Below are 23931 nucleotides of genomic sequence, written 5' to 3'. Positions count from 1 at the left end.
ACCGCTTCTCGACGGCAACGGCCCCGCTGGTCCGGTGAACCGAAGCAGCGGGGCCGACGGAGCCGGTCGCTCAAGCGTGATCGGCAGGTTCCCGGTGGGCCACCGGTTGTACCGGCGGGTTGCCCCGCTGCCTGTTCAGCCGTACCAGCAGGATCAGGACCGCTGCCAGCACCGCTAGTCCGACGGTGGTCAGGCCGGACAGCCGAATCGTGTCTCCCGCCCCGAACCCGCTGACCAGGAGCCCGCCGACCGCCGCGCCCAGCGGAGTCGCGATCACCAGAATCGCACTGCGGAAGGCGCTGAGGCTCACCATTTCGTCGAGGGGCGCCTTCTGCTGCAGCAGGGTGATCGACACCGGACCGTACGGCGCGTAGATCAGGCCGCCGAGGCCGAAGCCCGCCATTCCCGCGGCGAGGGTGCCGAACTGTGCGAAGGGGAGGACCGCCAGCCCCCATCCGGCCACGATGGTCAGCGCGGTCGGCCACAGCGGCAGACGCCGTACCGATCCGGTGATCAGCGCGCCGATCACCGCGCCGACGCCGAACGCGCCCCAGATCCACCCGAGCACGGTCGGGTCTCCGCCCATCCGGTCGGCCACGAACACCGGGACCGCCACCTCGATCGGGCCGTACAGCAGATAGAAGACGAACGTGAGCGCCAGCAGGCCCATCAGCCCCGGATGGCGCAGGAGAGTCCTGGCGGTGCTCCGCAACGGGACCGCGGGACGGCGGCCGACCGTGCCGTCCCCGCGCACCCGGGCCGTCACCAGGGCGAGGTAGAGATAGCTGACCGCGTCACCGGCCAGTACCGCGGCCGGCCCGAACGCGGCTGACACCAGGCCGGCCAGTGGCGGCCCGGCGATGAACGACAACTGCTCCTGGCTGCCCACCAGCGAGTGGCCCGCCAGCCGGTCCTCGGGTGCCAGCGTCTCGGCGACGAAGGTGTGCCGACCCGCGATCCCCCATGCGTGCAGCAGCGAGGAGAACGCGAGAAGGCTGACGTAGAGCGCGACGTCCAGCAGTCCCGTCCAGAACAGCACCGGGATCACGGTGAACACGGCCCCGCGCAGCACCGCGTTCACCAGGATCAGGGTCTTGGCGTTGCTCCCGCTCAGCCAGCGTCCGAGGGTGAGCGAGCCGAGCGCGGCGGGGAGGCTGTAGGCGGCGACGGCGAGTCCCACCACGAAGGACCGGTCGTCCGGAGCGGCCAGCTTGACCGCCAGCCATGCGATGCCGACAAAACTCATGCCGTCGCCGAGGAAGGAGATCAGCAGGCCGGGCTGCAGCCGACGGAAATCCCGGTTGGCGAGACAGCGGGCGTAGCCCTCGGGCAGCCCCCGCTTGAATCGCCGCGCTCCCACCATCAGTCCAGCACCTCTGCTTCGCCCACCGCGCAGCGGAACCCGATCTCCGGGCTGCGTGTCACCACCTGCTTGCCCGCCCTGCTCACCGCGGTGAGCAGGGCCGGCGGCGAACTCCACGCGCCGCCGCGAACACTGACCTCGGCCGACCACTCGCCCCACAGGTCGCCCGGATCCATGGTGCCGAAGTGCGGCTCGACCGGGAGGCCGTCCAGGTATCGGGTCGACGTCCACTCCCATACGTTGCCGCTCATGTCCCGCACCCCGAAGGGAGATTCGTTCCCCGGCAGCTGGTTCACCGGGCCGGTCAGCGCGGGCAGTGCGGCGATGTCCAGGTCCGCGAGCCGGCGCAGCCACGCTCCGCGGTCCGGATCGGCCTCACTGTCGAACGGGAGCACCGAGTGCAGGCCCCGCGCCTGGTCCGTGCGGAACTCCTCGCCCCACGGGTACCGACGGTGGTCGTCGCCTCGCGCGGCCCGCTCCCATTCGTCCTCGGTGGGCAGCCGCTTGCCGCACCAGCCGGCGTAGGCCACCGCGTCGTACCAGCTGACCCCGGTCACGGGGTGATCACCGGCGCAGCGCGGATCGTCCACGGTGGAGCGTGTGTGCCGGGTGTCCCTCGGCTCGTCGGGATGACACCACAGATGACCGTGCTCGCCGATGTCCGCGACGAACGCGTCGTACTCGTCGTTCGTGACCGGATGGGTGTCCAGGTAGAACCCTTCCACAGTGACCTCGTCCACCGCCGACTCCGCCGGATCGCCCCAGGTCGGCTCCTGGCCGGGGCGCGGCCCGCGGCGCAGTCGCCCGGCCGGTACGTGCCGCATCCCCTCCAGGGAGAGCCGGCTGGGCAGCCGGTCGGCGGACAGCGGGACCGGCAGATCGCCCAGGACCTCCTCGGCCAGGGCCTCGTCGGCCAGCAGCGTCCGGGCCCGGGCGAGCGCGTGCGCGTCGGCCACCGTCACCTGGCCGCCGACGCCCGAGGCGATCTGGTCGGGTGACCTGCCGAGCGAGGCCAGCAGTGCCCCGAGGGCCGAGGCGCCGCCTGCGGACCGGAGGGCCGGGATGCCGGCCATGGCCGCGAGGGCGGGGGCCCGCACGGTCTCGTCCGGCTCGGCCAGCGCCCAGCCGACGGCCTCGGCCGCCAGCTCCGGGGAGAGGCGTACGGCGGCCGCGAGGGCCTGCCTGCGGATCTCGGGGGTGTCGTGGAGCAGGCCGACCACCAGGCACTCCTCCAGCACCTGCGGATCGGTCAGCCCCTCCAGACTGCGCAGGTAGCCGGCGAGCAGGGCGTCGCGTTCCTCCCTCGCCCCGTCGGTCCAGCAGGCGATGCGCAGTACCGCGACGGGAACATCGGGCGCGGGAAGCTCGGTGGAGAACTGCTCGGTGCTGGTCATCGCGTGCCGGCCTCCGCTCCGGTGATCATCGTCGCGAAATCCTCGCCCGCCCGGTGGCTGTACGCCGTACCCGCCTCGGGCTTCTCTCCCGCCGAGTAGTACACATACAGCGTCGCCCGGCTGGTGTCGTCCAGTACCGGCCCGGAGTGGTGGAGAATATTGAAGGTGTGACAAATGACGTCACCCGCGTCGACCTCCAGCGGAAGTCCCACGGAAGCCAGGCGCCGCGGCGGGTACCGGTGGGATCCGGGAACGATGACAAGGCACCCGTTCCGGATGGTGGCGGCATCCAGATAGATGCCCACGTTCACCAACGGAGTCACCGGTAGGTCATGGGGGAAGTCGAGGTGCCAGTCCAGCGCGCTGTACGAGCTTCGCTCGCCCCGCTTCATCTGCCACACGGCGCCGTCGATGGCGTCCTCGAACCGCCAGGTGGGCCGCCCCAGCAGACCGGGGCCGAGCGCGTCCAGTCCGCGTCGCTCGATGAGTTCGCGGGTGTCCGCACAGTGCAGCGTGAAATAGGGCAGCCGGTGCAGGGTGGCCCGGCCCGCCTCGTCGTACGACGGGTTGATCACCTTGTCGCGATGCTCGGCCGGTACTTTCCCGTCGAGCGTGTCGCGCTCCAGACGTTCGGCGTCGCGCTGGATGATCTCCACGTCCTGCGCGTCGAACACTCCGCGGTAGATCACGAACCCGTACTGCTCGTAGAAGGCGCGTTGTTCCGCCGACACCGTGCCGTCGTACCGGAACCGCGGAACTCGCTGTGGCGAACTCATCGGATCACACCTCGGAAGCCGATCTCGTTGTGGCGGTCCGTGAAGAGATCCTTGCCACGGTAGAAGGTCATGAGCTGCTCCCGCATGGAGGTCCACGCGCCGCCCCTGATGACCACCGAGGTCTCGTCGGCCGTCGCCCATTCGGTACGGGGCCGGCCGGAGATCATCGGCTGCATGCGATCGCGGGTGACGAAGTTGGTGTCCGTCCACTCCCAGCAGTTCCCGACCAGGTCCGCCACGCCGTAGGGGCTGACGTTCTTGGGAAAGGAACCGACCGGGACGGTGGTGACCGCGGGAGTCTTCTCGTCGAAGGTGCTGAGTGTGTCGCGCCAGTGCTCAAGACTCCGCGCCTCACCGAAGACGGCGCCGAACCACCGCAGGGCGTCCGGGTCGAACTCGTTGCCCCACGGATAGAGCGATCCGCTCTCGCCGCGCGCGGCCTTTTCCCATTCCAGCTCGGTCGGCAGTCGCTTCCCGAGGTGAGCGAGGTAGGCGTAGGCGTCGAACCAGTCGACGCCGGTGGCGGGGTTGTCAGGGCCGAACCGGGCATCGCCGGCCAGCCCGCGGCGGTGGTCCTTGTCCGCGGGCTCATCGGGGTGGCAGAGCAGGTGCTCGACGGCCGTCTCGCTGCCCGCCCACTCGTCGTACTGCCGGTTGGTCACCGGGTACCGGTCGATGAGGAAGTCGGGCAGGTAGCGGGTCTGCCTGGGGGCCGCGTCATCCGTGTCGTACAGGGGATGAACGATGTCGTCCATGCCTATTCCGACGACGAACTCCGAGGCCGGAATGCGCACCATGCCATCGGGAACGGGATCCGGAAGGTTCTCCGGCTCATAGTCCCAGTGTTCGTCGAGTGCGGTTCCCGGCGGAAGCTGCCCGGTACTGGCGTATTCCCGCTCGCATTCCATCCTGGCCGCGCGGTCCTCCGCCCCCAGGATCTGGTCCATCGCCTTGCTCACGACGGCGGCGCCGATGCCCACCGGCTTGGTACTGCGGTAGAGGCCGACCTCGGCCGGCCCGGTGATGTGCACCAGCTCGTCGTAGGCCTCACCCAGGCGATTTCGTCCGGCGATGCGCGCGGCGGAGAACACGACGAAGTCCTCGTCGTCGCCGAGCAGCCAGAGCACCAGTTCCCGAGCCGCGGGATGAGTTGCCACGAACGGCTCGATGCCCTCGAGGACCGACTGCCGGATGACCGCATCGGGGTGGGTCGCCACCAGCGCGCAGAGTTCTTCGACCACGACGGGATGCCGAAGTCCGCCTATCGACCGACGCAGTTCAGAGCGTTCCCCGTCGGTCAGCGGGTCGCGCGTCTTCTGCCACAGCTCGACGGCCAGGAATCGTTCCAGCAGCTCGGTCAAGGTCTCCCGGTCGACGCGAAAGCGCTCGAAACTCCATCGGTGCACTGTTTTCACCTCGCTTGTCATGGCAATTTTTATTGGGGCCGACAAGTAGGTCTGTGGAGGGCGATTGCCCTCCACAGACCAGACACGGAACCGATCAGGCGGCCCACTTGAAGTGACGGCCGGCCGGCCGAACACCACCCGCACGCTGCGAGCGCAGAGCGTTCCACTTACGAAGCGCCTTCATCCTTTTCACCTCCCGTGACGGGTCGGGATCAGATGACACCGTCGGTGCCGTGTAAAACAATTGCAGCGACCCGACCTCAGGCGCATCTTCCGTATTGCGGTATCGCGGTGTTCATCTGCGGACGAGGAGACGTGTTTCGCGTCGCCCCACGATGAGACGGCAGTCCCGGACACGCCGGTCAGCGCGATCGCCGCCAGGGAATCCAGGAGCGCCGTTCGGGTGTGTCCAGGACTCGGCCGCTGTACGCCCAGCCCGTCCAGTCCTTGATGTCGACCGCCAGCATCGGACCGCCGTCCTCGGCGTACGCGTCGCCCGCGAACTGTGAGTACTTTCCGTCCAGCAGGCCGATCGCATGTGTGCGTTCCGGGCTGTCGTCGATCACCCGGCCGGTGCCGCGCAGCCGTACCCACCACGCCTTCGCCCAGTCCTCGTGGTAGAAGTCGACCAGGACGGTGACCCGGTCGTCCAGGTCCAGATTGCGCAGCCGCTTGGGCGGCCTCGCCTTCTTGTCCGTCGGCGAGTAGAAGACGTCGCCGTCGACCGCGAAGATGACCGGCACCAGATGGGCTCGCCCGCGTTCGTCGACCGTGGCCAGCCGGACCACCCGCTCCCGCTCGACCCGGCCCTGCATCTCTTCCCGCCCGAGTTCCATCACCGCTCCTTGTCCGTGTCGTTGAGAGAGATCGGCCCTGCTCAGCTGTCGCCTCGCCCGGCCGGGCCCTTGTCGTGGGCGGCAACGAGCAGGCGGCCCCGCCGGAGCCGCGCGGTGGGCACGGCCGGCGGGGCCGCCGGGTGGTCGGCGACGTGGTCAGCCCACCTCGGCGCCCGCTGCCACGTCGTCGGTGAAGGCGCGCATGATGCCGGCGGTGTCGAAGATGCCCTCGGCCTTGACGACCTTGCCGTCGCGGAACGTCCAGAAGTGCACGGAACGTGCGTTGAACTCGCGGCCGGTGCTGCGCACCTGACCCCACCAGTCGCCGATGACCGCCACCCAGTCATCGCCCGAGGGCCGCATCTCGGTGACGGAGAAGTGGGTCTCCTCGAGGGCCCGCAGTACGGTCCTGAAGTAGTCCACGGCGCCCTCCACCCCGGAATAGCCGGCCGGAAGCCAGGGCGGCAGGGGCGGCACCACGATCTCGGCCGAAGGGTCGAAGAGTCCGACGACCGCCTCTGTGTCGGCTTTGTCCAGCGCCTCGTACAGGCGCTTGGTCGCCGCCAACGACTGCTCCGCCATGGCTTTTCCTTCCGAGAGTCCGGTGGCGCCGGTCCGTTCTTCCTACGGCCCGCCGCGTGGCAAGTCGCGGGCTCGCCGGGATGATTCTGGCCCGGCCGCAAGAGCCGGGCTTCTTAGAAAATGCTCAATCCGCACGCGGTGTTGAATGGAGACCCGGTGGAGCGGACCTCCAGTTGTACGAGCACGTCGCCACGCCTCTCATACGGGTTTCGCCGGAGCGGGCTTGCGGGGCTCAGCGGTGGAACTCGAAAGCGCCGTGCGTATTTTGCGCGAGATCCATCGGAAGTGATCGTGATCGAGGAGATTCTGCCGTTCGGTGTGTCGCCCGTCGACGCCCGCGGGGACGTGACGGAAGGTGTTCAGCCCCCGCCCCTGCGGTCCATGGCCGCCCCGGGCAGCTCCAGTTCCGGGTCGCCGGAGAGCACCGCGTGGTGCAGGCGCTGCAGCTTCGGCGACGGTTCGAGACCCAGCTCGCTCACCAGCGCCTTGCGCAGCCGCTGATACGCCTCGAGAGCCCGCCATGCGCCGCTGGAGCGGTGCAGGGCCAGGATGAGCTGGGCGCAGAAGTTCTCGTGCATCGGATGCCTGGCGGTCAGCACGTGCAGTTCGGGTACCAGCTCGCTGTGCCGGCCGAGCCGCAGGTCCGCCTCGATGCGCCGCTCCAGCGCGGCCATGCGGTCCTCCTCCATGCGCAACACCTCCAGCTCGAGCACGGCGCCCACGCGCACGTCCACGAGAGCGGGCCCGCGCCACAGGTTCAGCGCCTTGCCCAGCTGGTCCGAAGCGGACCGGAAGTCGCCCTCGCCGAACGCTGACCGGCCGGCGCGGAGCAGGCACTCGAATTCCTGTGCGTCGACCCGCCCGGCGGCGCCGATGTCGAGCATGTAGCCGCCGTGCCGGGTGACCAGGACATCCTTGGCACGGCGATCGGGCTCGTCCGTGAGCCCGGCCGCGATGTTGCGGCGCAGCTGCAGGATGTACGTCTGCAGGGTGGTGGCGGCGCTGCGCGGGACGTCGGTGCCCCACACCTCCTCCACCAGCGTGGGAACCGTCACCACGTGCCCTGCCTGCAGCGCGAGCAGGGCCAGGATCTGACGGGGCTTCGTGGCACTCGGCACCAGAGACACACCGCACTCGTGTGCGGTCAGCGGTCCCAGGACGTTGATCTCCATTCTGCTCAGCTCCCTTCGCTCTCCTCCGGTCGGGAGGCCGGCAGGTGTCGTCGCATGAGCTTGTGGCGATCCTGCGCTCCCGCGGCGTCTGCGCACAGGGAACGTTTCATGATTCCAATCATGAAGGTTTCACAGTCAGGCAGTGACGACAGCACTCCCCATTCGAGAGGAACTCGTCCAAGAATCGAGCGGCATCGGCCAGCACGCTCCGATGGCCGTCGAACGGAGATCACGCGAACACACCGCTGCACCCACTGGCACAGCACGTCGCACAGGGAAATCCACCGGCACACCGAGCCACCCGGATCACAGAGGGAGATTCCTGATGAACACGTTCTCCAGCACGCGGTACGCACAGCCCGGCACCGGTTTCGGGCCCGCCACCTGCATCGACGGCCTCGAGCCCGTGACGCTGGCCGGGCCTCCGGCCATCGCGATCGAATACCTCGACTGGACCAGCGCCCCGGCTCTCGCGCTCCCGACGGACCTGAGCCGCTGCGGCTCTCCTGACTGCTGACCTGCCCCGACCGACCGGCGGAATGGAGAACCCCCATGGACACGGGTGACGCCTTCACGGGCGAGGGTCTGCGCATCGGCTTCCGCCGCCATCTGCGGGCGGAGGTGGTGGCCGGCGAGGCCGTCTACCTGCTCTCCGCCCGCGGGGTCATGGCCCTGCACGGCCGGCACATCCAGGCACTCGCCCGGCTGCTCGACGGGACGCGCACGCTCCCGGAGTTACTGGACGAAGCCGCCCGGGAGGTGCCCGCCGAGGAGGTGCGGCGCGCGCTCGACGAACTGCGCAGGGCCGGCCTCATCGGCCAGGTCAGCGGGGCTGCCGAGGCCGAGGCCAGTGTCGCCGCCCAGGCGTACTGGGAGCTGGCCGGCCTGGACGGTGGCACCGCGCAGACCGCCGTGTCCGAGTCACCCGTCGATGTCATCACGGTGGGCCGGGCGGGCGCCGACTACGCCCGCCCGGCCTGCCGTGCGGCCGGGCTGCTGGTCGCGGAGGACGGGATGGAGACGGGTCCCGCGGCCCTCAGCGTGGTGTTGTGCGACGACTACCTGAACCTCGAACTGGCCCGGATCGACGCGCAGCACCGGGAACTCGGCCGGCCCTGGGTGCTCGCCAACCCGTGCGGCGTGGAGACCTGGGTCGGTCCGGTGTTCCGGCCGGGCGGCCCCTGTTGGTCGTGTCTGGCCCACCGGCTGCGGCTGCACCGCCGCTCCGAGCAGCCGTTGCAGACAGCGCTGCGGATCAGCGGCCCGGTCACGAGACCCACCACCTCGCTCCCCGCGACCCGGATGTTCGGCGTGCACCGCGCCGCCCTGGAGGCGGCCAAGTGGCTCGCCGGGGTGCGCAGCGACAACCAGTCCGCGGTGTGCGTGATGGACACCCTGACCCAGCAGACCACGTGCCATGCGCTGCGGCGCCGCCCTCAGTGCCCCGAGTGCGGGGACGAAGACCTGGTCAAGGAGCAGGCCCTGCGGCCGATCACGCTGCAGCCGCGGGCCAAGGCCACCCGCCACGTCAATGACCGTGCCCTGTCCCCGGAGGAGATGCTCGCGGCGCACCAGCACCTGGTGAGCGATGTGACCGGCGTGGTGTCCCAGCTCCGCCGGGCTCCGTCGCTGCCGGACGGCGTGCACGTCTACGTCTCCGGCTGGAACCCGGCCGTGGCCCCACGCACCCTCTCCCATCTGCGCAGCGGGCTGCGCAGCATGAGCGGCGGCAAGGGCGTCACCGACACCGACGCCCGGGTCGGCGCCCTGTGCGAGGCCGTCGAGCGCTACTCCGCGACCCGGCAGGGCGACGAGGCGGTGCTGGTGGACACGTACGCGAATCTCGGCGAGGCGGCGATCCACCCCAACGACTGCCAGCTCTTCGCCGACTGGCAGTTCCGCGAGCGCGAGCGATGGAACGCCGCCCACGGCGCGTTCAACCACGTACCCGTGCCGTTCGGCGTCCACGAGCCGGTGGAGTGGACCCCGGTGTGGTCGCTGACCCACCACACGCACCGGCTGTTGCCGACGTCCCTGTTGTACTTCGACGCCTGCCCGGGCGACTCGGGCGCCGGGCCGGTCGCGGACTCCAACGGCCAGGCCGCCGGCAGCAGCCTCGAAGACGCCATACTCCAGGGGTTCTTCGAGCTGATCGAGCGGGACGCGGTGGCCCTCTGGTGGTACAACCGGACCCGCCACCCCGCCGTGGACCTCGACGCCTTCGACGAACCGTGGCTGACCGGCCTGCGCCGCACGTACCGCTCGCTCAACCGGGAGCTGTGGGCACTCGACGTCACCTCCGACCTGGGCATCCCGGTGATCGCCGCGGTCTCCCGGCGGACCGACCAGGCGGCGGAGGACATCCTGCTCGGATTCGGGGCCCACGAGGACCCTCGCATCGCCCTGCGGCGCGCGGTCACGGAGCTCGCCCAGTCCCTGCCCGCGGTGCCCGGCCCCGGCGCGCGCGGCCGACGGTACCCCGTCAACGCACGGACCGACCTCGTCTCCTGGTGGTCGAACGCGACCGCCGCGAATCAGCCGTATCTGCGTCCGGCCGCGGACGTGACGCCCACCCGCCCGGAGACGTACGCCTACCGGCCGCGCGCCGACCTGCGCGAGGACATCGCCGCGATGGAGGCGCTGGTGCGGTACCGGAACATGGAGCTGCTCGTGCTCGACCAGACCCGCCCGGACATCGGCATCCCCGTGGTCAAGGTGGTCGTCCCCGGGCTGCGGCACTTCTGGGCCAGGTTCGGGCCCGGCCGGCTGTACGACGTACCCGTGGCGCTCGGCCGGCTCGCAAGGCCGCAGCGGCCCGAACAACTCAACCCGGTACCGCTGTTCCTCTGACCTGACTGGTTCTCAACTACCCGCTGGTTTACGTTCGTTCAAAAAACATTCGCTATTCTGGCTCAGCCCCTCACGAGCTGGCAGCCTGATCGGCCCGGCTCGGTGCAGGCCTCTCTCGAGGAGAATCTTGGTGAACGCCCCAGCGGAACCAGCTGTCGATTCGGCCAACGTCCACGGCGGCTCCGCACCTACCGCACCGTGGGAAGGGTCCAAGGCTGCGGAGCCGCTGCTCGCGGCCAGGGTCCTGCCCGCTCCTCGCACCGCGCGCGCGATCACCGGGTTCGCACTGCTCAGCCTCGGCGCGATCGCCTTCATGAACGTGTACTGGACGGGCGCCTCCCGTGGTACGTACATCGTCTGCGTCGTCCTCGCCCTGCTGGCCGTCGGGTTGTCCTTCCTGATCACCTCGCCGCAGGCGCACAACTGGTCACCGACCCGGCGCTGGCTGACCCTCGGCGTCCAGGCCGTGGCGACCCATCTCCCCTTCGCCTTCTTCGGGTTCAGCTGGGGCAGCATGGGCGGGCCGCTGGCAGGTGCCATCCTCTATCTGCTGCCCATGCGTGCCGCGGTGCCCGCGTTCGCGTCGGTGGTCCTGGGACAGGTGGCGATGGGGCTGGCCTCGGGACAGGGCATCCTGCGGATGATCTACCTCGGGCTCGTCACCACGTACATCGGCATGTTCATCTACGCCCTCGCGCGGCTCACCGCCCTGGTGGTCGCGCTCGACGCCTCCCGCGCCGAGCGCGCGTACGCGGCGGTGGCCAGGGAGCGGCTGCGCTTCGCCCGGGACCTGCACGATCTGCTCGGCTACAGCCTTTCGGCCATCACGCTCAAGGCGGAGCTGCTGCACCGGTTGCTCCCGGCCCGGCCGGAGCCGGCCCGGGACGAGGTGACGTCGATGCTCACCGTCTGCCGCCAGGCGCTGGCCGATGTGCGGCTGGTGGCCAGCGGTTACCGCGAACTGACCATGGGGTCCGAGGTGACCTCGGGCGAGAGCATCCTCGCCACCGCCGGGATCGAGACGCGCACCAGTGTCGACTGCGGCCGGCTCCACCCGGCCGTCGACACCGTGCTGGCCACGGCGCTGCGCGAGGGCATCACCAACATCCTGCGGCACAGTCTCGCCCGGGAGTGCAGCATCACGGCGACGAGGCACGGCGACACTGTGTGCCTGACCATCGTGAACGACGGGGTCGGCAAGAACGCCCCCGTCGAGGCCACCGGGCCCAGCGGCAGCGGTCTCGGCAACCTGCAGGCCCGGCTGCAGTCGATCGGCGGCAGTTTCCAGGCCGGCGTCGGGGACGGCGGCAGGTTTACGCTCCGCGCGGAAGCTCCCGCGCACCCCATGGGCATCCCGGCGTCCGAGGGCTACATTCCTTGAGCCTGCGCGGGCTACATTCCTTGAGCCCACAAGGGCTGCATTCCTTGCGCTGAAACGATTACTCAGTACATGCCCGGTAAGCTGCAACAGACGACATCGACGTGGGGGGCATCATGTTGTCGGTGAGCATACTTCTGGCCGAAGACGTTCACATGATCCGGGGTGCACTCGCGGCCCTGCTGGAACTGGAGCCGGGCCTACGCGTGGTCGCCTCGATCGAACGGGGCGACACCATCGTCGACACCGCGCTCGAGGTACGCCCCGACGTCGCCGTCATCGATCTCGATCTGCCCGGCAAGGACGGCCTCACCGCGGCAAGCGAACTGCACGAGAAGCTGCCCACGTGCGGCACTCTCATCCTCACCAACCTCAACCGGCCCGGCATCTTCCGGCGTGCGATGGCCAGCGGCGTCTCCGGCTTCCTGCTCAAGGACGCACCTCCGGACCGGCTGGCCCAGGCGGTCCGGTCCATCGCCGCCGGACAGCGGGTGATCGACCCCCAACTCGCCGTGGACGCCTGGAACTCACCGGAGTGCCCGCTCTCCCCCAGGGAGCTGGAAGTGCTGCGCCACGCCGCCCTGGGGGCGGCCGCCGCCGAGATCGCGGCCGTGCTCTACCTGTCCGCGGGCACGGTCCGCAACTACCTCACCTCGATCGTCACCAAGCTCAACGCCCGCAACCGCATCGACGCCATACGGATCGCCGAGGACAACGGCTGGATTCCCTAACCATCCGGCCACGTCCTCACCGGCCTCCGGCAGCATCTCGGCGACCGCGGACGCCAAGTCGCGGGCCGTGGTGCCAGGATCCCGGCACGCGGCGACGCAATCGACGTCCTCGCCGTCGGCCGGCTCCCGCAGCCACGGTGTGAGCAGCTCGCACGGGCCCACCTCGACCAGGTGCGTCGGGACCTGCTGGGCGAGCAACTGGCGCACCGCGTCGGCGAACCGGACGGGAGAGGTGATGTGCTCGGCCCAGTACGGGGCGTAGAGCGGCTCCGTGGTCAAGTGCCCGCGCAGCGACGAGTAGTAGGGCAGCCGCGCCGCTCCACCCGGGGTCCGCCGGGCCGCCGGCTCGAACGTGCCCAGGATCGGCTTGATGAGCGACGAGTGGAACGCGTACGGCGCCCGCAGGCGGTGGTGAGAAATACCGGCCGCGCGCAGCTTCTCCTCGACCCTGGCGAGGCCCGGCAGGCTGCCCGCGAGCACGGTGTTGCGACGCGTGTTGAGCTCGGACACCTCTACCGTCGGCTCGTCGGCCACCAGCTCCGCCGCCACATAGGGCTCGGCTTCCGTGCTCGTCATGCCGCCGGTCGCCGGCAGACTCTCCAGGAACGCCGCGTACAGCGCCACGAGCCGGGCTGCGTCGGCCAGTGTCAGGGCCTCCGCGACCGCTGCGGCCGCGAACTCGCCGACTCCGTGGCCCAGCACCGCGACCGGCAGCACACCGGCCTCCTCCAGCGTCCGCGCCAGGCTGTACTCGCAGGCGAAGAGCGCGGGCAGCGCGTACGCCGACTGACTCATCCACCGGCCGCCGCCCGCGATGACCTCGCAGACCGGCACCCCGGTGTACCGCAGCAGGGCGGCGCTGGCCTGTTCGAGGTAGGCCCGGTAGATGGGCGAGGTCCGGTACAGCTCCCGGGTCATGCCGGGGCGCTGCGCTGCGTGTCCAGGAAACACGAACGCCGCGCGCAGCGGGTTGGCGCTGTCGTGACGGTAGTCGCGCTGCGCCAGGTGGCGGGCCAGCTCCCGTACCGTGGGGAAGTTCCAGATGTCGTCGGGATCGATGAGCGGGCCGAAGTCCTGCTCGATGTCCCCGTACAGCTGCAGGGCCTGGCACGAGGTCAGGCCGACTTCACCGAACGGCTCGTCGGGCGCTATCGATCGCCCGAGCGCGCGCCGGATCCACTCCGTCAGCCAGCTCGCGAAGGCCAGCGCTGCGGGTTGCTCAGGCATGATGATCACCCATTTCTGCCCCCGCTCCGTCCTGGCGCCTAGCGTTACATGGTGCATCCCGCTGCTCGAAAGGCACTTGAGTACGGCAGGGGCGGTCCGGAAACCCCGGCGCGGCGCACCGGGGCGCCCACCACATCGGCATGCGGGGGCAGGAAAGACAGGCGGGTGGCACGGTCGTCGCACCGGTGAACCCGTCAGCCCCCGGGCACGCCGGCGCATCGGGTCATCACCGTGTACAGCACCGCGTCGAAGAGTGCGGTCCAGACCGCGGCCACGGAGTTCTCGTGCACCCCGACGGTTCCCCAACTGCGCTGCCCGTCATGGAAGGTGACGACGGCTCGCACCGCGGGTGCGGCCGTGCCGTCCGGCGGGTCGAACTCATGGATCCGGTAGTCACGCAGCTCGAGCGTGGCGAGCTCCGGGAAGAACGGGTCCAGCGCGGTGTGCAGCGCGGCGTGCAGTGCGCGTACCGGCGTGGCCCCCTCCCCGGTGCCGCTGAGCGGAACGCCGTCCACCCGCAACCGCACCTGGCCCTGGGTGCGGATCCCGCCGTCGCCGGTGTGCTCGACCCCGACCCGCCAGGAGACGACGGAGAGCGGGGGCACCGCCCGGCCACGGCTCAACTCCTTCCAGACGACCAGCTCGAGCGAGGCGACAGCGTCCTCGAAGCAGTACCCCCGGCGCTCCAGCGTCCCGATCCGTTTCGCCGTCTCCGCAAGCGCGCCCGGGGCGCTCTCCAGTGTGTCGCCCCGCTCGCCGGCCCGGCGTTCCACCGCCGAATAGCCGTCCATGGACGCGTACAGCGCCGGCATGTCGGGGTGGGCGAGCGCGGCCGGCAGCCGGTCGCCTGCGGGCGCCGGACGGGGCCGTCCGCCCACCGAGCCGGCGGCGAAGTTCCCCGCCGGGCCGTGCAACGTGCCGGGTGGGCGGGCAAATCTCTCCGCCGAGCGGGAGACGAGCGCCAGCTCGCGCAACCGCTCCTCCGGCACCACCGGCAGCCCGCGCCCGCGCACCAGGTGCGCCACGGTGGGCAGCAAGGGGGTACTGACGCCCTGGATGCCGCCGGTCAGCACGGTGCCGTGGATCTGGTCGGCGCCGGCCTCCACGGCGGCGACGGCGTTGGCGACCGCGCAGCCGGTGTGGTCCTGGCAGGTCACACCGACCGGCGCGCCGGTCAGCCGGATCGTGGCGGCGACCACGGCACGCACGTCGTCCGGCAGCGAGCCGCCGTCGCTGTCGCCCAGCACGATCGTCTCGGCGCCCGCCTCGACGGCCGTGCGCACCACTTCCAGGGCCAGCTCCCGGTTGCCACGGAAGCCGTCGAAGTAGTGGTCGATCCCGACCAGGACGCGCCGCCCCGCCCCGGTGAGCCGCCGTACGGCGCCGCGCACCAGCGCCAACCGGTCCCCGAGCGCGGCGACGCCGACCGGCCCGCTGCGCCGCAGGACTTCGCGGACGTCGAGGCCGACCACTGCGGTGCCGACGTCCAGCAGCGCCCGGAGCTGCTCCGCGTCGGTCCGCGGGCTCCGCCCGACCGCTCCCACGGCCACCAACTCGGCCTGCCGGAGCGCGAGCTCGGACTGTGCCCGGCGGAGGAACTCCGCGCCGGCCGGCGAGGCAGCGTCGACGCCGCTGTCGACGAACCTGACCCCGCAGGCGTCCAGGTGCCGGACCAGGGCGAGCGCATCCGCGAAGGCCGGGAACCGCCCCCCGAGGGCGCAGTCGCGCAGCGTCCTGTCGTACAGCTGGAACCGGCGGGCGGCGCTCCCCACTCCCCCGGTCACCTCCGCCGGCCCGCCGGCCCGACCGGTCAACACCGGTACGACCGCCCGGGCTCGGTCGGCCGGCGGGCGGCAAGGGCCCTGTGCACGGGGCGGTGCGAGTCCTTGGACCTGGCCCGGGACAGATACGCGCTGCCGGAATTCTCCAGCCGATTCCTCGGCAGCTCGCCTTTCTTCGTGGGCCGGTCCGTCGCGTCTTTGTGTGCCGACACCTTGCCTCCTCCACAGCCGCCCCATTGCCCCGGCCGTTTTCCCCCGGTCGACCCTATGCGGCGGCCCGGACACGGACGACTTCGTTGTTGCTCAACTTCGGCCCCAGCAATCTGCGAGGTGAGTTCCGGCTGCCCCACCGCCCAGCATCGGACGTACCGCATAAATCGAGTCCAGAAACGACCGTGAGGCGCAGGGAAATCCGGCGCCGGTCATCACCGGATGTTTTCCGGCGTCATACCGACTGCGGTTCACGGCAATTCACCGGCACACGGAGACGGGAGACCTACGATGACCAAGTCCACATCTGATCCGCTCATTCGCGTCGAGCGGGGACGCGCCACGGAGGAGGAACTCGCCGCCGTGACCGCCGTGCTCCTGCGGGTCCGCACCGCCGCGCGCACTGTGCGCACCGAGCCCGCCGGCAGGGCATCGAGGCTTCCTGCCGCCGCCTGGTGCCTCTTCGACCGGCCCGCGTTCCGCGCGGCACACAGCTGGCTCAGTCCGCACCGAGGAGAATCCGAGTGACGCCTTAGTCCATCTCGAGTCCACGCACCAGTGAAACCGTCATGAGTACTCGGTGATCGGTACAGCTGGGCGACTCGGGTGCGACGTGGCACGATCTCGCACGTGACCAGCAGACCCGCCCCGGCGCAGTGCCCGAGCGAGCCCGCGCGGCCGCGCCGCCTTCGCGACCGGATCGACCGGTGGCCACGTCCAGCCGTGGCCACCCCGGCCTTCTCTCACGGCGCCAGAGATTTCGAGATCCGCGAAGTCGCCGGATTCGACGGCAGGAGCCGGATCACGGTCGGCACCACCGACCGGCCCGGCGCGTCGACTTTCCGGCTTGCCGTCCGTCTTTAAGGTCTACAAGACACACCGGGTCGAATTGACCCATGAGTTCAGGAGTGAGCATGACCAACTCATCCAACCAGGGAATCAAGACCGTGCTGCATCCCGTGTCCGACCTGGCGAAGTCCAAGGAGGTGTACACCGCCCTGCTCGGTGTCGCACCGCAGACCGATGAGTCCTACTACGTCGGCTTCGAGGTCGGGGGGCAGCACATCGGGCTGGTGCCGGGTGGCGGTCCGCAGGGCATGACCTCGTCGGTGGCCTACTGGCACGTTCCGGACATCGAGGCGAAGCTGGCCGAGGTGACCGCCGCCGGTGCCACCGTGAAGGAGCCCGCACACGACGTCGGCGGCGGCCGTCTGGTGGCCACCGTCACCGACCTCGACGGCAACATCCTCGGTCTGCTCCAGGACCGCTGAGCACCGACCACCGCTGCGGCGCTCGGCGCCGCCGGGACGCGGGACGCCGGGCCGCCGGCGAACAGGGCAGTGCGGCGTTGGTCGTTCGCGTCCGGCAGCACGCGCGTCCTGGAGCCCGGCTCTGCCCCGGTCCACGGGGCGGGCCGGGCTGTCCGGCCTCCGGCCCCGTACCGTCCGCGAGTCGATGCGCCAAGAAGGGCGCCTGCCAGAGGTCCGACCTGGTCAGACGCCCTTCCCTACCGTCCGGCCCAGGGCGTGACTCAAGCGGCCTTCCGCAGGATCTCCACCGACTCGGCTTCCAGGAGGGCGCTCACCGCGCTCTCGCCTCCGGCGAGGACCATGTCCATTTCCTGGAGACGGTCGACGATGGTCAGTACCACCTTCTCGGTGTGCGCCCGCCCATCCTGCTCACTCGCACCCTCCGGCACGGCACCCTCCCAGGTCAGGTCCGGGTCCAAGGAGAGGTACACACGGTCCGTGCCCTTCGTGAAGATGTTGATCTCCATAAAGTCCCGGAGAGCCATCCTGGCGTTGTACAGCAGATTGTTCATGTGAGCCACTGCCTTTCGATCGCATGCCCTGCGGCGTAATCCAGGCTTTTCTGATGTTGTCCTGCGGTCGCTCTGTCCTCCGGCAGCCCAGACCGACTCCGGATCGCGGCATCGGTCTGGGCTGCCGCCTCACTGCCCCACACCACATGGTGGAGAATCGCATGGCCGGTCGGCGTCTTCGAAATTGCCGTGGTGACCCGCATTCATATTCCGCCGGCCGACAGTAATTCTCCTTGCACCGGGCGCAGAAGGCCATGTTCAACTGTGTGAGGTCACCAGTCGAACGGACTCGCCGGCCCCGAATCCCGTCACAAGAATCAGCGCGCTCGAACCGGGCCGTGACTACTTCACAGATTAACCGGGGCCGGTATCGTCGGAGGAATGTATTGACTGACGGAGAATCTGCTCCATAGGCTGACACGAGCTCAGATTCCGGTCCTCGGCCGATTATGCGGCTGGAGCTACCAAGAATGACCGGCTGCGGAACAGTAGCAGAGTCCATGAAATCTGCGGGGCTTCCGCTCAGTACGGGTGCTGCGCGCCTGAAGGGTGCGGCGTTATGGCCCCGGTTCGTTGACACCGTCGTCTCACGGAAAGCATCCGAATTGCCATGAAATTCTTGTTCATCACCACGGGCAGTCAGGCGACCTTCTACGCCGTCGCCCCGCTCGCCACGGCCGCCCGCAACGCCGGACACCAGGTCCTCCTGGCCGCCCACGAACCATGGATGGACACCGTCGAGGCCATCGGCGTCCCCACCATCTCCTACGCCTCCAAGCCGATCCGGTACTACATGAAGAACGCCACCACTGGCGGCCTGCGCTTCCCCAAGGAACTCGGCGACGAAGAAATGACCGCCCAGGGCCACGGCTTCGCCAAGATGGCCTCCGCCGGCCTCGGCTCACTCCTCGAACTCACCGAGAACTGGACACCCGACATCGTCATCGGCAGCTCCATGAGCTACGTCGCCGGACTCCTCGCCACCCACCTCAAAGTCCCCTACGTCCGCCAGATCGAATACCTCTCCATCCCCATCACCGGAATCGACCCCGGCGCCGCCGACGAACTCCAGCCCGAACTCAAAGAACTCGGCCTCACCGGCCTGCCCGAACCCGCCCTCCTCATCGACGCCACCCCACCCTCCCTGCGCCCCACCCACGACCCCACCGCACAACCCGTCCGCTGGATCCCCAGCAACCCCCAACGCCGCCTCGAACCCTGGATGTACACCAAACCCACAGGACGCCACCGCGTCCTGATCACCTCAGGCTTCCGCAGCCTCATGTTCCGCGACCCCGGCTGGAACATGCCCCTCCTGGTCAACCAGCTCACCCAGGCCGGCGCCGAAGTCCTCATCGCCGCCTCCCCCGGCGCCGCCGAAAAATTCGGCACCCAACTCGGCGACGCACGCGTCGGCTGGATCCCCGTCGACGTCACCGCCCCCACCTGCGACCTCGCCATCCACCACGGCGGCGGCACCACCGCCACCACCTTCGCCACCAACGCCGTCCCCCAACTGATCATCCCCGAAAACCCCCCCGAGTTCCCCGAGAACTACCACCGCCACGCCATCGCCCGCGCCCTCACCGACCAAGGCACCGCCCTCACCCTCATGCCCCAACAACAAGCACCCGACCAAAACCCCGGCCACATCATCGCCACCACCGCCCAAGAACTCCTCAACAACCCCCACCACACCCACCAAGCACAAACCCTCGCCACCGAAATCCACACCCTCCCCACCCCCGCCGACCTCATCCCCACCCTCGAAACACTCACCACCGCGTAATCCGGGCCCGCCGGTCGGACCACTGCGGACGGCGGCGCCGCGCGGACGGGAGACACCCGGCCGGCAAGACGATGTTCCCCACCCGGAGGTCCCGGGTGGGGAACATCGTCTTGTCGGCCGGGCACACAGTCATGGCCTTCCAGGGCGATGCCCTGGAAGGCCATGACTGTGGTGGTGACTAGTTCAGCTCGGACTCCGCCGCGAGGGCCGCGGAGGAGCGGGCCGGTGCCGTCGGGTCCGGCTCCGGGTTGGCCCGGCAGGTGGCGTCGACGCCCGCCTCGGAGGCCGGGCGGGTGCCGTCCTTCAGATAGGCGCTGACATAGCCGTTGAGGCAGGCGTTGCCGTTGGCCGACAGCGACGCGCCGTGGTTGTTGCCGCCGAGCTCCAGGATGAGCCGGGAGTCCGGGAACAGCTTGTGCGTCTCGTAGGCGCCGGCGACCCCGTGCGCGGCGTCGTTCTCCGGCTGCACCAGCAGCATGCTCACATGCCCCCGGCCGATCTTCTGCGGCTTCTCGGCGGACACCGGCCAGAAGGCGCACGGCGCGTTGTACCAGGCGTTCTTCCAGGTCATGAACTTGTTGCCCTGGTTGTACTGGCGGGAGTAGTCGTTGTGCCAGCGCTTCCAGTCGCGCGGCAAGGAGACGTCACGGCACTGGACCGCGCTGTACATCGCCTGCCGGTTCTGATGGGGGTATCCGGGCTTCTGGAAGGCGGCCTTGAGCCCCGCCGGGTCCCCGCGCAGCACCCAGTCGGCGAGCGCCTTCGCGTGGCTCGTCCAGCCGTAGGTGCGATAGAGGTCGGTCGAGAACAGGTCGGTGTACTCGGCCGGGCCTATGGCGCCGTCGATGGGCGCCTCGCGGACCATCGCCATGCCCTTGTAGTAGTTCGCCTCGGCCTCGGCCTCGGTGGCGCCCAGGTGATAGACCGAGTCGTACTCGGCGATCCAGGCGAAGAAGATCCTGGCGCGCTTCTCGGACGCCACGTTCTGGTCCAGGTCGGCCTGGTACCAGACGCCGCTCGGCCGTACCACGCTGTCCAGCACCATGCGGCGCACCCGGTGCGGGAACATCGAGGCGTAGACCGAGCCGAGGTAGGTGCCGTAGTCGTAGCCGAGGTAGTTGATCTGCTCCTGGCCGAGCGCCTGCCGCATCCGATCCAGGTCACGGGCGGCGTCCTTGGTGCCGAGGTGCTTGAGCACATCGCCGTACTTGCTGCCGCAGCTGTCGGCGTATCGGCGGGCCTTGCCCAGCCACGCCTGCTCATCGGCGGCCGTGCTCGGCACGGGGTCCGCCTGGGCGTGCCCCGGGAACACATAGGTGGGGTCGCAGGTGAGCATCGGCTCGCTGGCCCCGACGCCGCGCGGGTCGAACCCGATCCAGTCGTACGTCGAGCCGACCGCCGTCGGCAGCCCGGTCGTGCCCTTGGCGTACCGGGTGGGCAGGTCCCGTCCGATGCCGCCGGGCCACTGGCCGCGGTTCAGCAGCACGATGCCCTGGTACTGGTCGTCCGGCGCGGTGTGCTTGGCCCGGGTCAGCGCCAGGCTGATCTTCCGGCCGTCCGGACGGCTGTAGTCGAGCGGCACCTGGAGCGAGCCGCATTCCAGGCCCTTGAGCAGCGCCCCCATGTCCGGGTCGTTGTCCGGACAGGGCGACCAGGCGATGCTGCCTGCCGTCGAGTCGGCCGACGCCTGTGCCTGCGCCGGTGCCACCATGCTCGAACCCACGAGGCCGGTCACGGCCGCCGCCGTAATCATCAGGATTTTCTTCACCCAACAACCCCCTTCTTGAGCACGGGCTCGCCATGAGCCCGACTTGCGGCATATTGATGCGGGGGGTGGCGGGAAAGCAACTGATTCCGCTCGAGGCCGGGAAGAATGCATGTGCGGACTGGGACGGTTTCATGTCCGCAATGCAGTCAGCCGAGTTGGCGGCGGGCCGCGGTCGACGGCGTTCGAAAGCGACCGCATTGCGGGTGAGTGTTTTTGTGGAATATCGATGTCTCGAGTACGACGGACCGACTGGAGGCAGCGAATATTGATCGTCGTATCGGACGGTGGCGGCCGGCATCCGGACCGGCACGCCGATGTGGCCCGTCCCTCGTCGACCGCCGTCGCTCGACGAGCTGTCGGCGCTCGGCACGACGAACATGCCGAGCGCGAGCAGCGTGCGCGGGTCCTGCCGCGTCGCTAAGCCAGAGCGTGCGACCGGATCTGCGTCAGAATCTCGGCCTGCCGCACCATCGCGCGGTGGTGCGCGGGACGTGACCGCGGGTCACCGATGGCGTCGGAGAACGCGTTGAAGACGCCGACGAACTGGTCCGACGCCGCGATCACGTATTTGGTCTCGCGATCCTTCTGCTGGAGCCTCAGCACCGGGCGGGCGTCCCGGGAGGGGGTGAAGGCCCAGTCCAGCACAAGGCGCCCTTCACTGCCCCAGATGTCGTAGGTCGACCGGTAGCTGTGGGAGAGACCGAAGGAGCAGTGTGCGGTGACGCCGCGGCCGTCACGCAGCAGGGCTGCGCCGGCGATGTCCACGCCCAGTTTCGGATCGAAGTCCAGACCGGCTCCGAGGATCTGCACCGGCGACTCGAGGTACTCCTGTGCCGCGCGAACCGGATAGCAGCCCAGCTCCCACAACGAGCCGCCGCACAGGTCCGGCTGATAGCGAATCCCCTGCCGGTCGGTCGGCGGTATGCCGAACGTGCCGCTGTACGACCGGATTTCTCCGATGCAGCCGCTGTTCACGAGGGAACGCGCCTGGTCGTGCTGGGGATGCTGGAGAAAGGCGAAGTTCTCCATCACGAGCAGGCCGAGGTCCTCGGCGAGCGACACGAGGTCGCGGGCGGCCCCGGCGGTGGTCACGGCCGGCTTCTCGATCAGTACGTGCTTGCCGGAATTCAGTGCTCGACGCGCCCATTCGGCGTGCTCGCTGTTCGGCAGCGGTATGTAGACCGCGGCGATGTCGGGCCTCTCCAGGAGCCGCTCGTAGCCCACGACCGGCTCGCAACCGAAGCTGCCCGCGACCCGCTCGGCCTTCTCCTGGGAACGACTCGCGACCGCCACGAGGCGGAAGGGCGACTCCTGGATCGCGGGCAGGGCGCGCCGCACGGCGATGTCGGCGCATCCCAGTACCCCGATGCCGGATCCCTGTCCGGGCAGGGAGCGCGTACTCATGTCACCTCACCGCCCTTCTGGTGACCGGATTGCAGCTGGGGAGCAAATCTTCGTTTTTCACAGTCCCACCTAAGAATTACTAAGCGGTTGATGAGTCACAGAGAAATGTAGCTTCCAGCGTCACCCAGGGAACTTGGCGCAACAAATGCATAGGCAAGCCTGCATCAGCACTATAACGAGGATGGGCCCGTTCGACCGGGGACATCGCGCAGTTGAACGTGGCCGCCCCTTCGAGCGGCAACTTCGAAGGCGCCCGCAGACCGTGCGGCTCTCCACCATGTGGTGTGGACGGGCAGAACTATACGGACACAGCGAGGAGGTGGGCGGTGAAGGGAGTAATCCTGGCCGGCGGGCACGGTACGCGGCTGCATCCGATCACGCAGGGCGTCTCGAAGCAACTGCTGCCGGTCTACGACAAGCCGATGATTTACTACCCGCTGTCGGTCCTGATGCTCGCGGGCATCACGGAGATTGAGATCATCTCGTCACCCGACGACCTGGGCTCATTCCAGAGACTGCTGGGCGACGGCTCGTGGATCGGTCTCTCCCTGACTTATGCGGAGCAGGACAAGCCCAGGGGGCTCGCGGATGCTTTCCTGGTTTCCGCCGACCACATCGGAGATGACTCCGTTGCCCTGGTGCTGGGCGACAACATATTTCACGGAGCGCGGTTCGGACCTCTGCTCCAGCGGGCCGGACAGGACGTCAAGGGATGTGTCCTTTTCGGTTATCCGGTGCGGGACCCGGAACGCTACGGGGTCGGTGTGCTGGATGAGCAGGGCAAGCTCATTTCGATCGAGGAGAAGCCGGCGAAGCCGCGGACCAACATGGCGATCACCGGGCTCTACCTCTATGACAACGACGTGGTGGACATCGCCAGGAATCTCCAGCCCTCCGAGCGCGGGGAGTTGGAGATCACCGATGTCAACCGCGTGTATCTGGAACGGGGTGAGGCCACGCTGGTACCCCTGGGCCGCGGTTTCGTCTGGCTGGACACGGGAACGCACGACGCCCTCATGGAAGCGGGGCAGTACGTGCAGGTCCTGGAGCACCGGCAGGGCGTGCGAATCGCCTGTCTCGAAGAAATCGCCTGGCGCATGGGCTACATAGACCGGGACACCTGCTATCGCCTCGGCAGTCGTCTGTCGAAGTCACCCTACGGCCGGTATGTCATGGAAGTCGCCAAATCCGGTTGAGCCCACGAAGAGTTCATGCATGGCCCCGATTCGTTGACACCGTCGTCTCACGGAAAGCATCCGAATTGCCATGAAATTCTTGTTCATCACCACGGGCAGTCAGGCGACCTTCTACGCCGTCGCCCCGCTCGCCACGGCCGCCCGCAACGCCGGACACCAGGTCCTCCTGGCCGCCCACGAACCATGGATGGACACCGTCGAGGCCATCGGCGTCCCCACCATCTCCTACGCCTCCAAGCCGATCCG

General features: G+C 69.2%; 19 protein-coding genes and 1 pseudogene. 8 read left to right on the top strand and 12 right to left on the bottom strand.

The features are described from left to right. Positions 1 to 70: 70 nt before the first annotated feature. The 7 genes from ACIRU3_RS44495 to ACIRU3_RS44465 all read right to left on the bottom strand — a co-directional run bounded on the left by ACIRU3_RS44495 (position 71) and on the right by ACIRU3_RS44465 (position 7529). The gene (locus ACIRU3_RS44495) at positions 71 to 1363 is read right to left on the bottom strand and encodes an MFS transporter (protein WP_404069662.1); all 1293 of its coding nucleotides are present in this window, start codon (positions 1361 to 1363) and stop codon (positions 71 to 73) included. Next, positions 1363 to 2757 (bottom strand): formylglycine-generating enzyme family protein, encoded by a 1395-nt coding sequence (locus ACIRU3_RS44490; RefSeq protein ID WP_404069660.1) that lies wholly within the window; start codon positions 2755 to 2757, stop codon positions 1363 to 1365. Before ACIRU3_RS44490 ends, ACIRU3_RS44495 begins: the two co-directional genes overlap by 1 nt. Continuing rightward, the gene (locus ACIRU3_RS44485) at positions 2754 to 3533 is read right to left on the bottom strand and encodes a phytanoyl-CoA dioxygenase family protein (RefSeq protein WP_404069658.1); all 780 of its coding nucleotides are present in this window, start codon (positions 3531 to 3533) and stop codon (positions 2754 to 2756) included. Before ACIRU3_RS44485 ends, ACIRU3_RS44490 begins: the two co-directional genes overlap by 4 nt. Next, complete coding sequence (locus ACIRU3_RS44480) at positions 3530 to 4939, bottom strand: SUMF1/EgtB/PvdO family nonheme iron enzyme (protein ID WP_404069656.1); 1410 nt, start codon at positions 4937 to 4939, stop codon at positions 3530 to 3532. Before ACIRU3_RS44480 ends, ACIRU3_RS44485 begins: the two co-directional genes overlap by 4 nt. A gap of 362 nt (positions 4940 to 5301) precedes the next feature. After that, positions 5302 to 5775 (bottom strand): pyridoxamine 5'-phosphate oxidase family protein, encoded by a 474-nt coding sequence (locus tag ACIRU3_RS44475; protein WP_404069654.1) that lies wholly within the window; start codon positions 5773 to 5775, stop codon positions 5302 to 5304. A gap of 156 nt (positions 5776 to 5931) precedes the next feature. After that, entirely contained in the window at positions 5932 to 6357 is a 426-nt protein-coding gene (locus ACIRU3_RS44470) for a nuclear transport factor 2 family protein (RefSeq protein ID WP_404069652.1), read from the bottom strand. A 359-nt stretch (positions 6358 to 6716) separates the two neighbouring features. After that, complete coding sequence (locus tag ACIRU3_RS44465) at positions 6717 to 7529, bottom strand: BTAD domain-containing putative transcriptional regulator (protein ID WP_404069650.1); 813 nt, start codon at positions 7527 to 7529, stop codon at positions 6717 to 6719. Positions 7530 to 7854: 325 nt separating this feature from the next. Here ACIRU3_RS44465 and ACIRU3_RS44460 point away from each other — a divergent pair, with 325 nt between their 5' ends. The 4 genes from ACIRU3_RS44460 to ACIRU3_RS44445 all read left to right on the top strand — a co-directional run bounded on the left by ACIRU3_RS44460 (position 7855) and on the right by ACIRU3_RS44445 (position 12488). Next, positions 7855 to 8046 (top strand): hypothetical protein, encoded by a 192-nt coding sequence (locus ACIRU3_RS44460; RefSeq protein WP_404069648.1) that lies wholly within the window; start codon positions 7855 to 7857, stop codon positions 8044 to 8046. A gap of 35 nt (positions 8047 to 8081) precedes the next feature. Further along, on the top strand, positions 8082 to 10379 hold the full coding sequence (locus ACIRU3_RS44455; RefSeq protein WP_404069646.1) for a TOMM precursor leader peptide-binding protein: 2298 nt from the start codon (positions 8082 to 8084) through the stop codon (positions 10377 to 10379). 130 nt (positions 10380 to 10509) lie between these two features. Next, a complete protein-coding gene (locus ACIRU3_RS44450; protein WP_404069644.1) occupies positions 10510 to 11760 on the top strand; it encodes a sensor histidine kinase in 1251 nt (416 codons plus the stop codon). 113 nt (positions 11761 to 11873) lie between these two features. Next, entirely contained in the window at positions 11874 to 12488 is a 615-nt protein-coding gene (locus tag ACIRU3_RS44445; RefSeq protein WP_404069641.1) for a DNA-binding response regulator, read from the top strand. 99 nt (positions 12489 to 12587) lie between these two features. On the opposite strand, the pseudogene ACIRU3_RS44440 reads toward ACIRU3_RS44445, so the two are convergent. Together ACIRU3_RS44440 and ACIRU3_RS44435 are read right to left on the bottom strand one after the other, a co-directional pair. Beyond that, positions 12588 to 13715: pseudogene (locus tag ACIRU3_RS44440) on the bottom strand (acyltransferase domain-containing protein); the annotation flags it as partial. A 194-nt stretch (positions 13716 to 13909) separates the two neighbouring features. Beyond that, complete coding sequence (locus ACIRU3_RS44435; protein ID WP_404069640.1) at positions 13910 to 15487, bottom strand: alpha-isopropylmalate synthase regulatory domain-containing protein; 1578 nt, start codon at positions 15485 to 15487, stop codon at positions 13910 to 13912. Positions 15488 to 15997: 510 nt separating this feature from the next. On the opposite strand from ACIRU3_RS44435, the gene ACIRU3_RS44430 reads away from it, so the two are divergent. Together ACIRU3_RS44430 and ACIRU3_RS44425 are read left to right on the top strand one after the other, a co-directional pair. Further along, the gene (locus tag ACIRU3_RS44430; protein WP_404069638.1) at positions 15998 to 16234 is read left to right on the top strand and encodes an acyl-CoA carboxylase subunit epsilon; all 237 of its coding nucleotides are present in this window, start codon (positions 15998 to 16000) and stop codon (positions 16232 to 16234) included. A 386-nt stretch (positions 16235 to 16620) separates the two neighbouring features. After that, the gene (locus ACIRU3_RS44425; protein ID WP_404069636.1) at positions 16621 to 16977 is read left to right on the top strand and encodes a VOC family protein; all 357 of its coding nucleotides are present in this window, start codon (positions 16621 to 16623) and stop codon (positions 16975 to 16977) included. A gap of 260 nt (positions 16978 to 17237) precedes the next feature. Here the strand turns inward: ACIRU3_RS44425 and ACIRU3_RS44420 are convergent, their stop codons facing one another. Then, the gene (locus ACIRU3_RS44420) at positions 17238 to 17528 is read right to left on the bottom strand and encodes a hypothetical protein (RefSeq protein ID WP_404069634.1); all 291 of its coding nucleotides are present in this window, start codon (positions 17526 to 17528) and stop codon (positions 17238 to 17240) included. Positions 17529 to 18138: 610 nt separating this feature from the next. Between ACIRU3_RS44420 and ACIRU3_RS44415 the strand changes: the two genes are divergently transcribed. After that, positions 18139 to 19317: a nucleotide disphospho-sugar-binding domain-containing protein gene (locus ACIRU3_RS44415; protein WP_404069632.1), complete on the top strand. Its 1179-nt coding sequence runs from the start codon at positions 18139 to 18141 to the stop codon at positions 19315 to 19317. A gap of 178 nt (positions 19318 to 19495) precedes the next feature. Here the strand turns inward: ACIRU3_RS44415 and ACIRU3_RS44410 are convergent, their stop codons facing one another. Together ACIRU3_RS44410 and ACIRU3_RS44405 are read right to left on the bottom strand one after the other, a co-directional pair. After that, positions 19496 to 21085: an alpha/beta fold hydrolase gene (locus ACIRU3_RS44410; RefSeq protein ID WP_404069630.1), complete on the bottom strand. Its 1590-nt coding sequence runs from the start codon at positions 21083 to 21085 to the stop codon at positions 19496 to 19498. A 417-nt stretch (positions 21086 to 21502) separates the two neighbouring features. Continuing rightward, positions 21503 to 22489, bottom strand: a complete 987-nt coding sequence (locus ACIRU3_RS44405) for a Gfo/Idh/MocA family protein (protein WP_404069628.1) — start codon at positions 22487 to 22489, stop codon at positions 21503 to 21505. Positions 22490 to 22815: 326 nt separating this feature from the next. Here ACIRU3_RS44405 and rfbA point away from each other — a divergent pair, with 326 nt between their 5' ends. Beyond that, complete coding sequence (gene rfbA / locus ACIRU3_RS44400) at positions 22816 to 23685, top strand: glucose-1-phosphate thymidylyltransferase RfbA (protein WP_404069626.1); 870 nt, start codon at positions 22816 to 22818, stop codon at positions 23683 to 23685. The last annotated feature ends 246 nt before the right edge of the window (positions 23686 to 23931 follow it).

The organism is Streptomyces sp. NPDC101151 (assembly GCF_044768335.1).
Classification (GTDB): Bacteria; Actinomycetota; Actinomycetes; order Streptomycetales; family Streptomycetaceae; genus Streptomyces.
This window is presented reverse-complemented; position numbering and strand designations above follow the sequence as displayed.

Bases quoted from the DNA above. Each gene is read 5' to 3' on its own strand.
- ACIRU3_RS44495 (WP_404069662.1), bottom strand. From the start codon at position 1,363: ATGGTGGGAGCGCGGCGATTCAAGCGGGGGCTGCCCGAGGGCTACGCC.
- ACIRU3_RS44490 (WP_404069660.1), bottom strand. From the start codon at position 2,757: ATGACCAGCACCGAGCAGTTCTCCACCGAGCTTCCCGCGCCCGATGTT.
- ACIRU3_RS44485 (WP_404069658.1), bottom strand. From the start codon at position 3,533: ATGAGTTCGCCACAGCGAGTTCCGCGGTTCCGGTACGACGGCACGGTG.
- ACIRU3_RS44475 (WP_404069654.1), bottom strand. From the start codon at position 5,775: ATGGAACTCGGGCGGGAAGAGATGCAGGGCCGGGTCGAGCGGGAGCGG.
- ACIRU3_RS44470 (WP_404069652.1), bottom strand. From the start codon at position 6,357: ATGGCGGAGCAGTCGTTGGCGGCGACCAAGCGCCTGTACGAGGCGCTG.
- ACIRU3_RS44465 (WP_404069650.1), bottom strand. From the start codon at position 7,529: ATGGAGATCAACGTCCTGGGACCGCTGACCGCACACGAGTGCGGTGTG.
- ACIRU3_RS44460 (WP_404069648.1), top strand. From the start codon at position 7,855: ATGAACACGTTCTCCAGCACGCGGTACGCACAGCCCGGCACCGGTTTC.
- ACIRU3_RS44455 (WP_404069646.1), top strand. From the start codon at position 8,082: ATGGACACGGGTGACGCCTTCACGGGCGAGGGTCTGCGCATCGGCTTC.
- ACIRU3_RS44445 (WP_404069641.1), top strand. From the start codon at position 11,874: ATGTTGTCGGTGAGCATACTTCTGGCCGAAGACGTTCACATGATCCGG.
- ACIRU3_RS44430 (WP_404069638.1), top strand. From the start codon at position 15,998: ATGACCAAGTCCACATCTGATCCGCTCATTCGCGTCGAGCGGGGACGC.
- ACIRU3_RS44425 (WP_404069636.1), top strand. From the start codon at position 16,621: ATGACCAACTCATCCAACCAGGGAATCAAGACCGTGCTGCATCCCGTG.
- ACIRU3_RS44420 (WP_404069634.1), bottom strand. From the start codon at position 17,528: ATGAACAATCTGCTGTACAACGCCAGGATGGCTCTCCGGGACTTTATG.
- ACIRU3_RS44415 (WP_404069632.1), top strand. From the start codon at position 18,139: ATGAAATTCTTGTTCATCACCACGGGCAGTCAGGCGACCTTCTACGCC.
- ACIRU3_RS44405 (WP_404069628.1), bottom strand. From the start codon at position 22,489: ATGAGTACGCGCTCCCTGCCCGGACAGGGATCCGGCATCGGGGTACTG.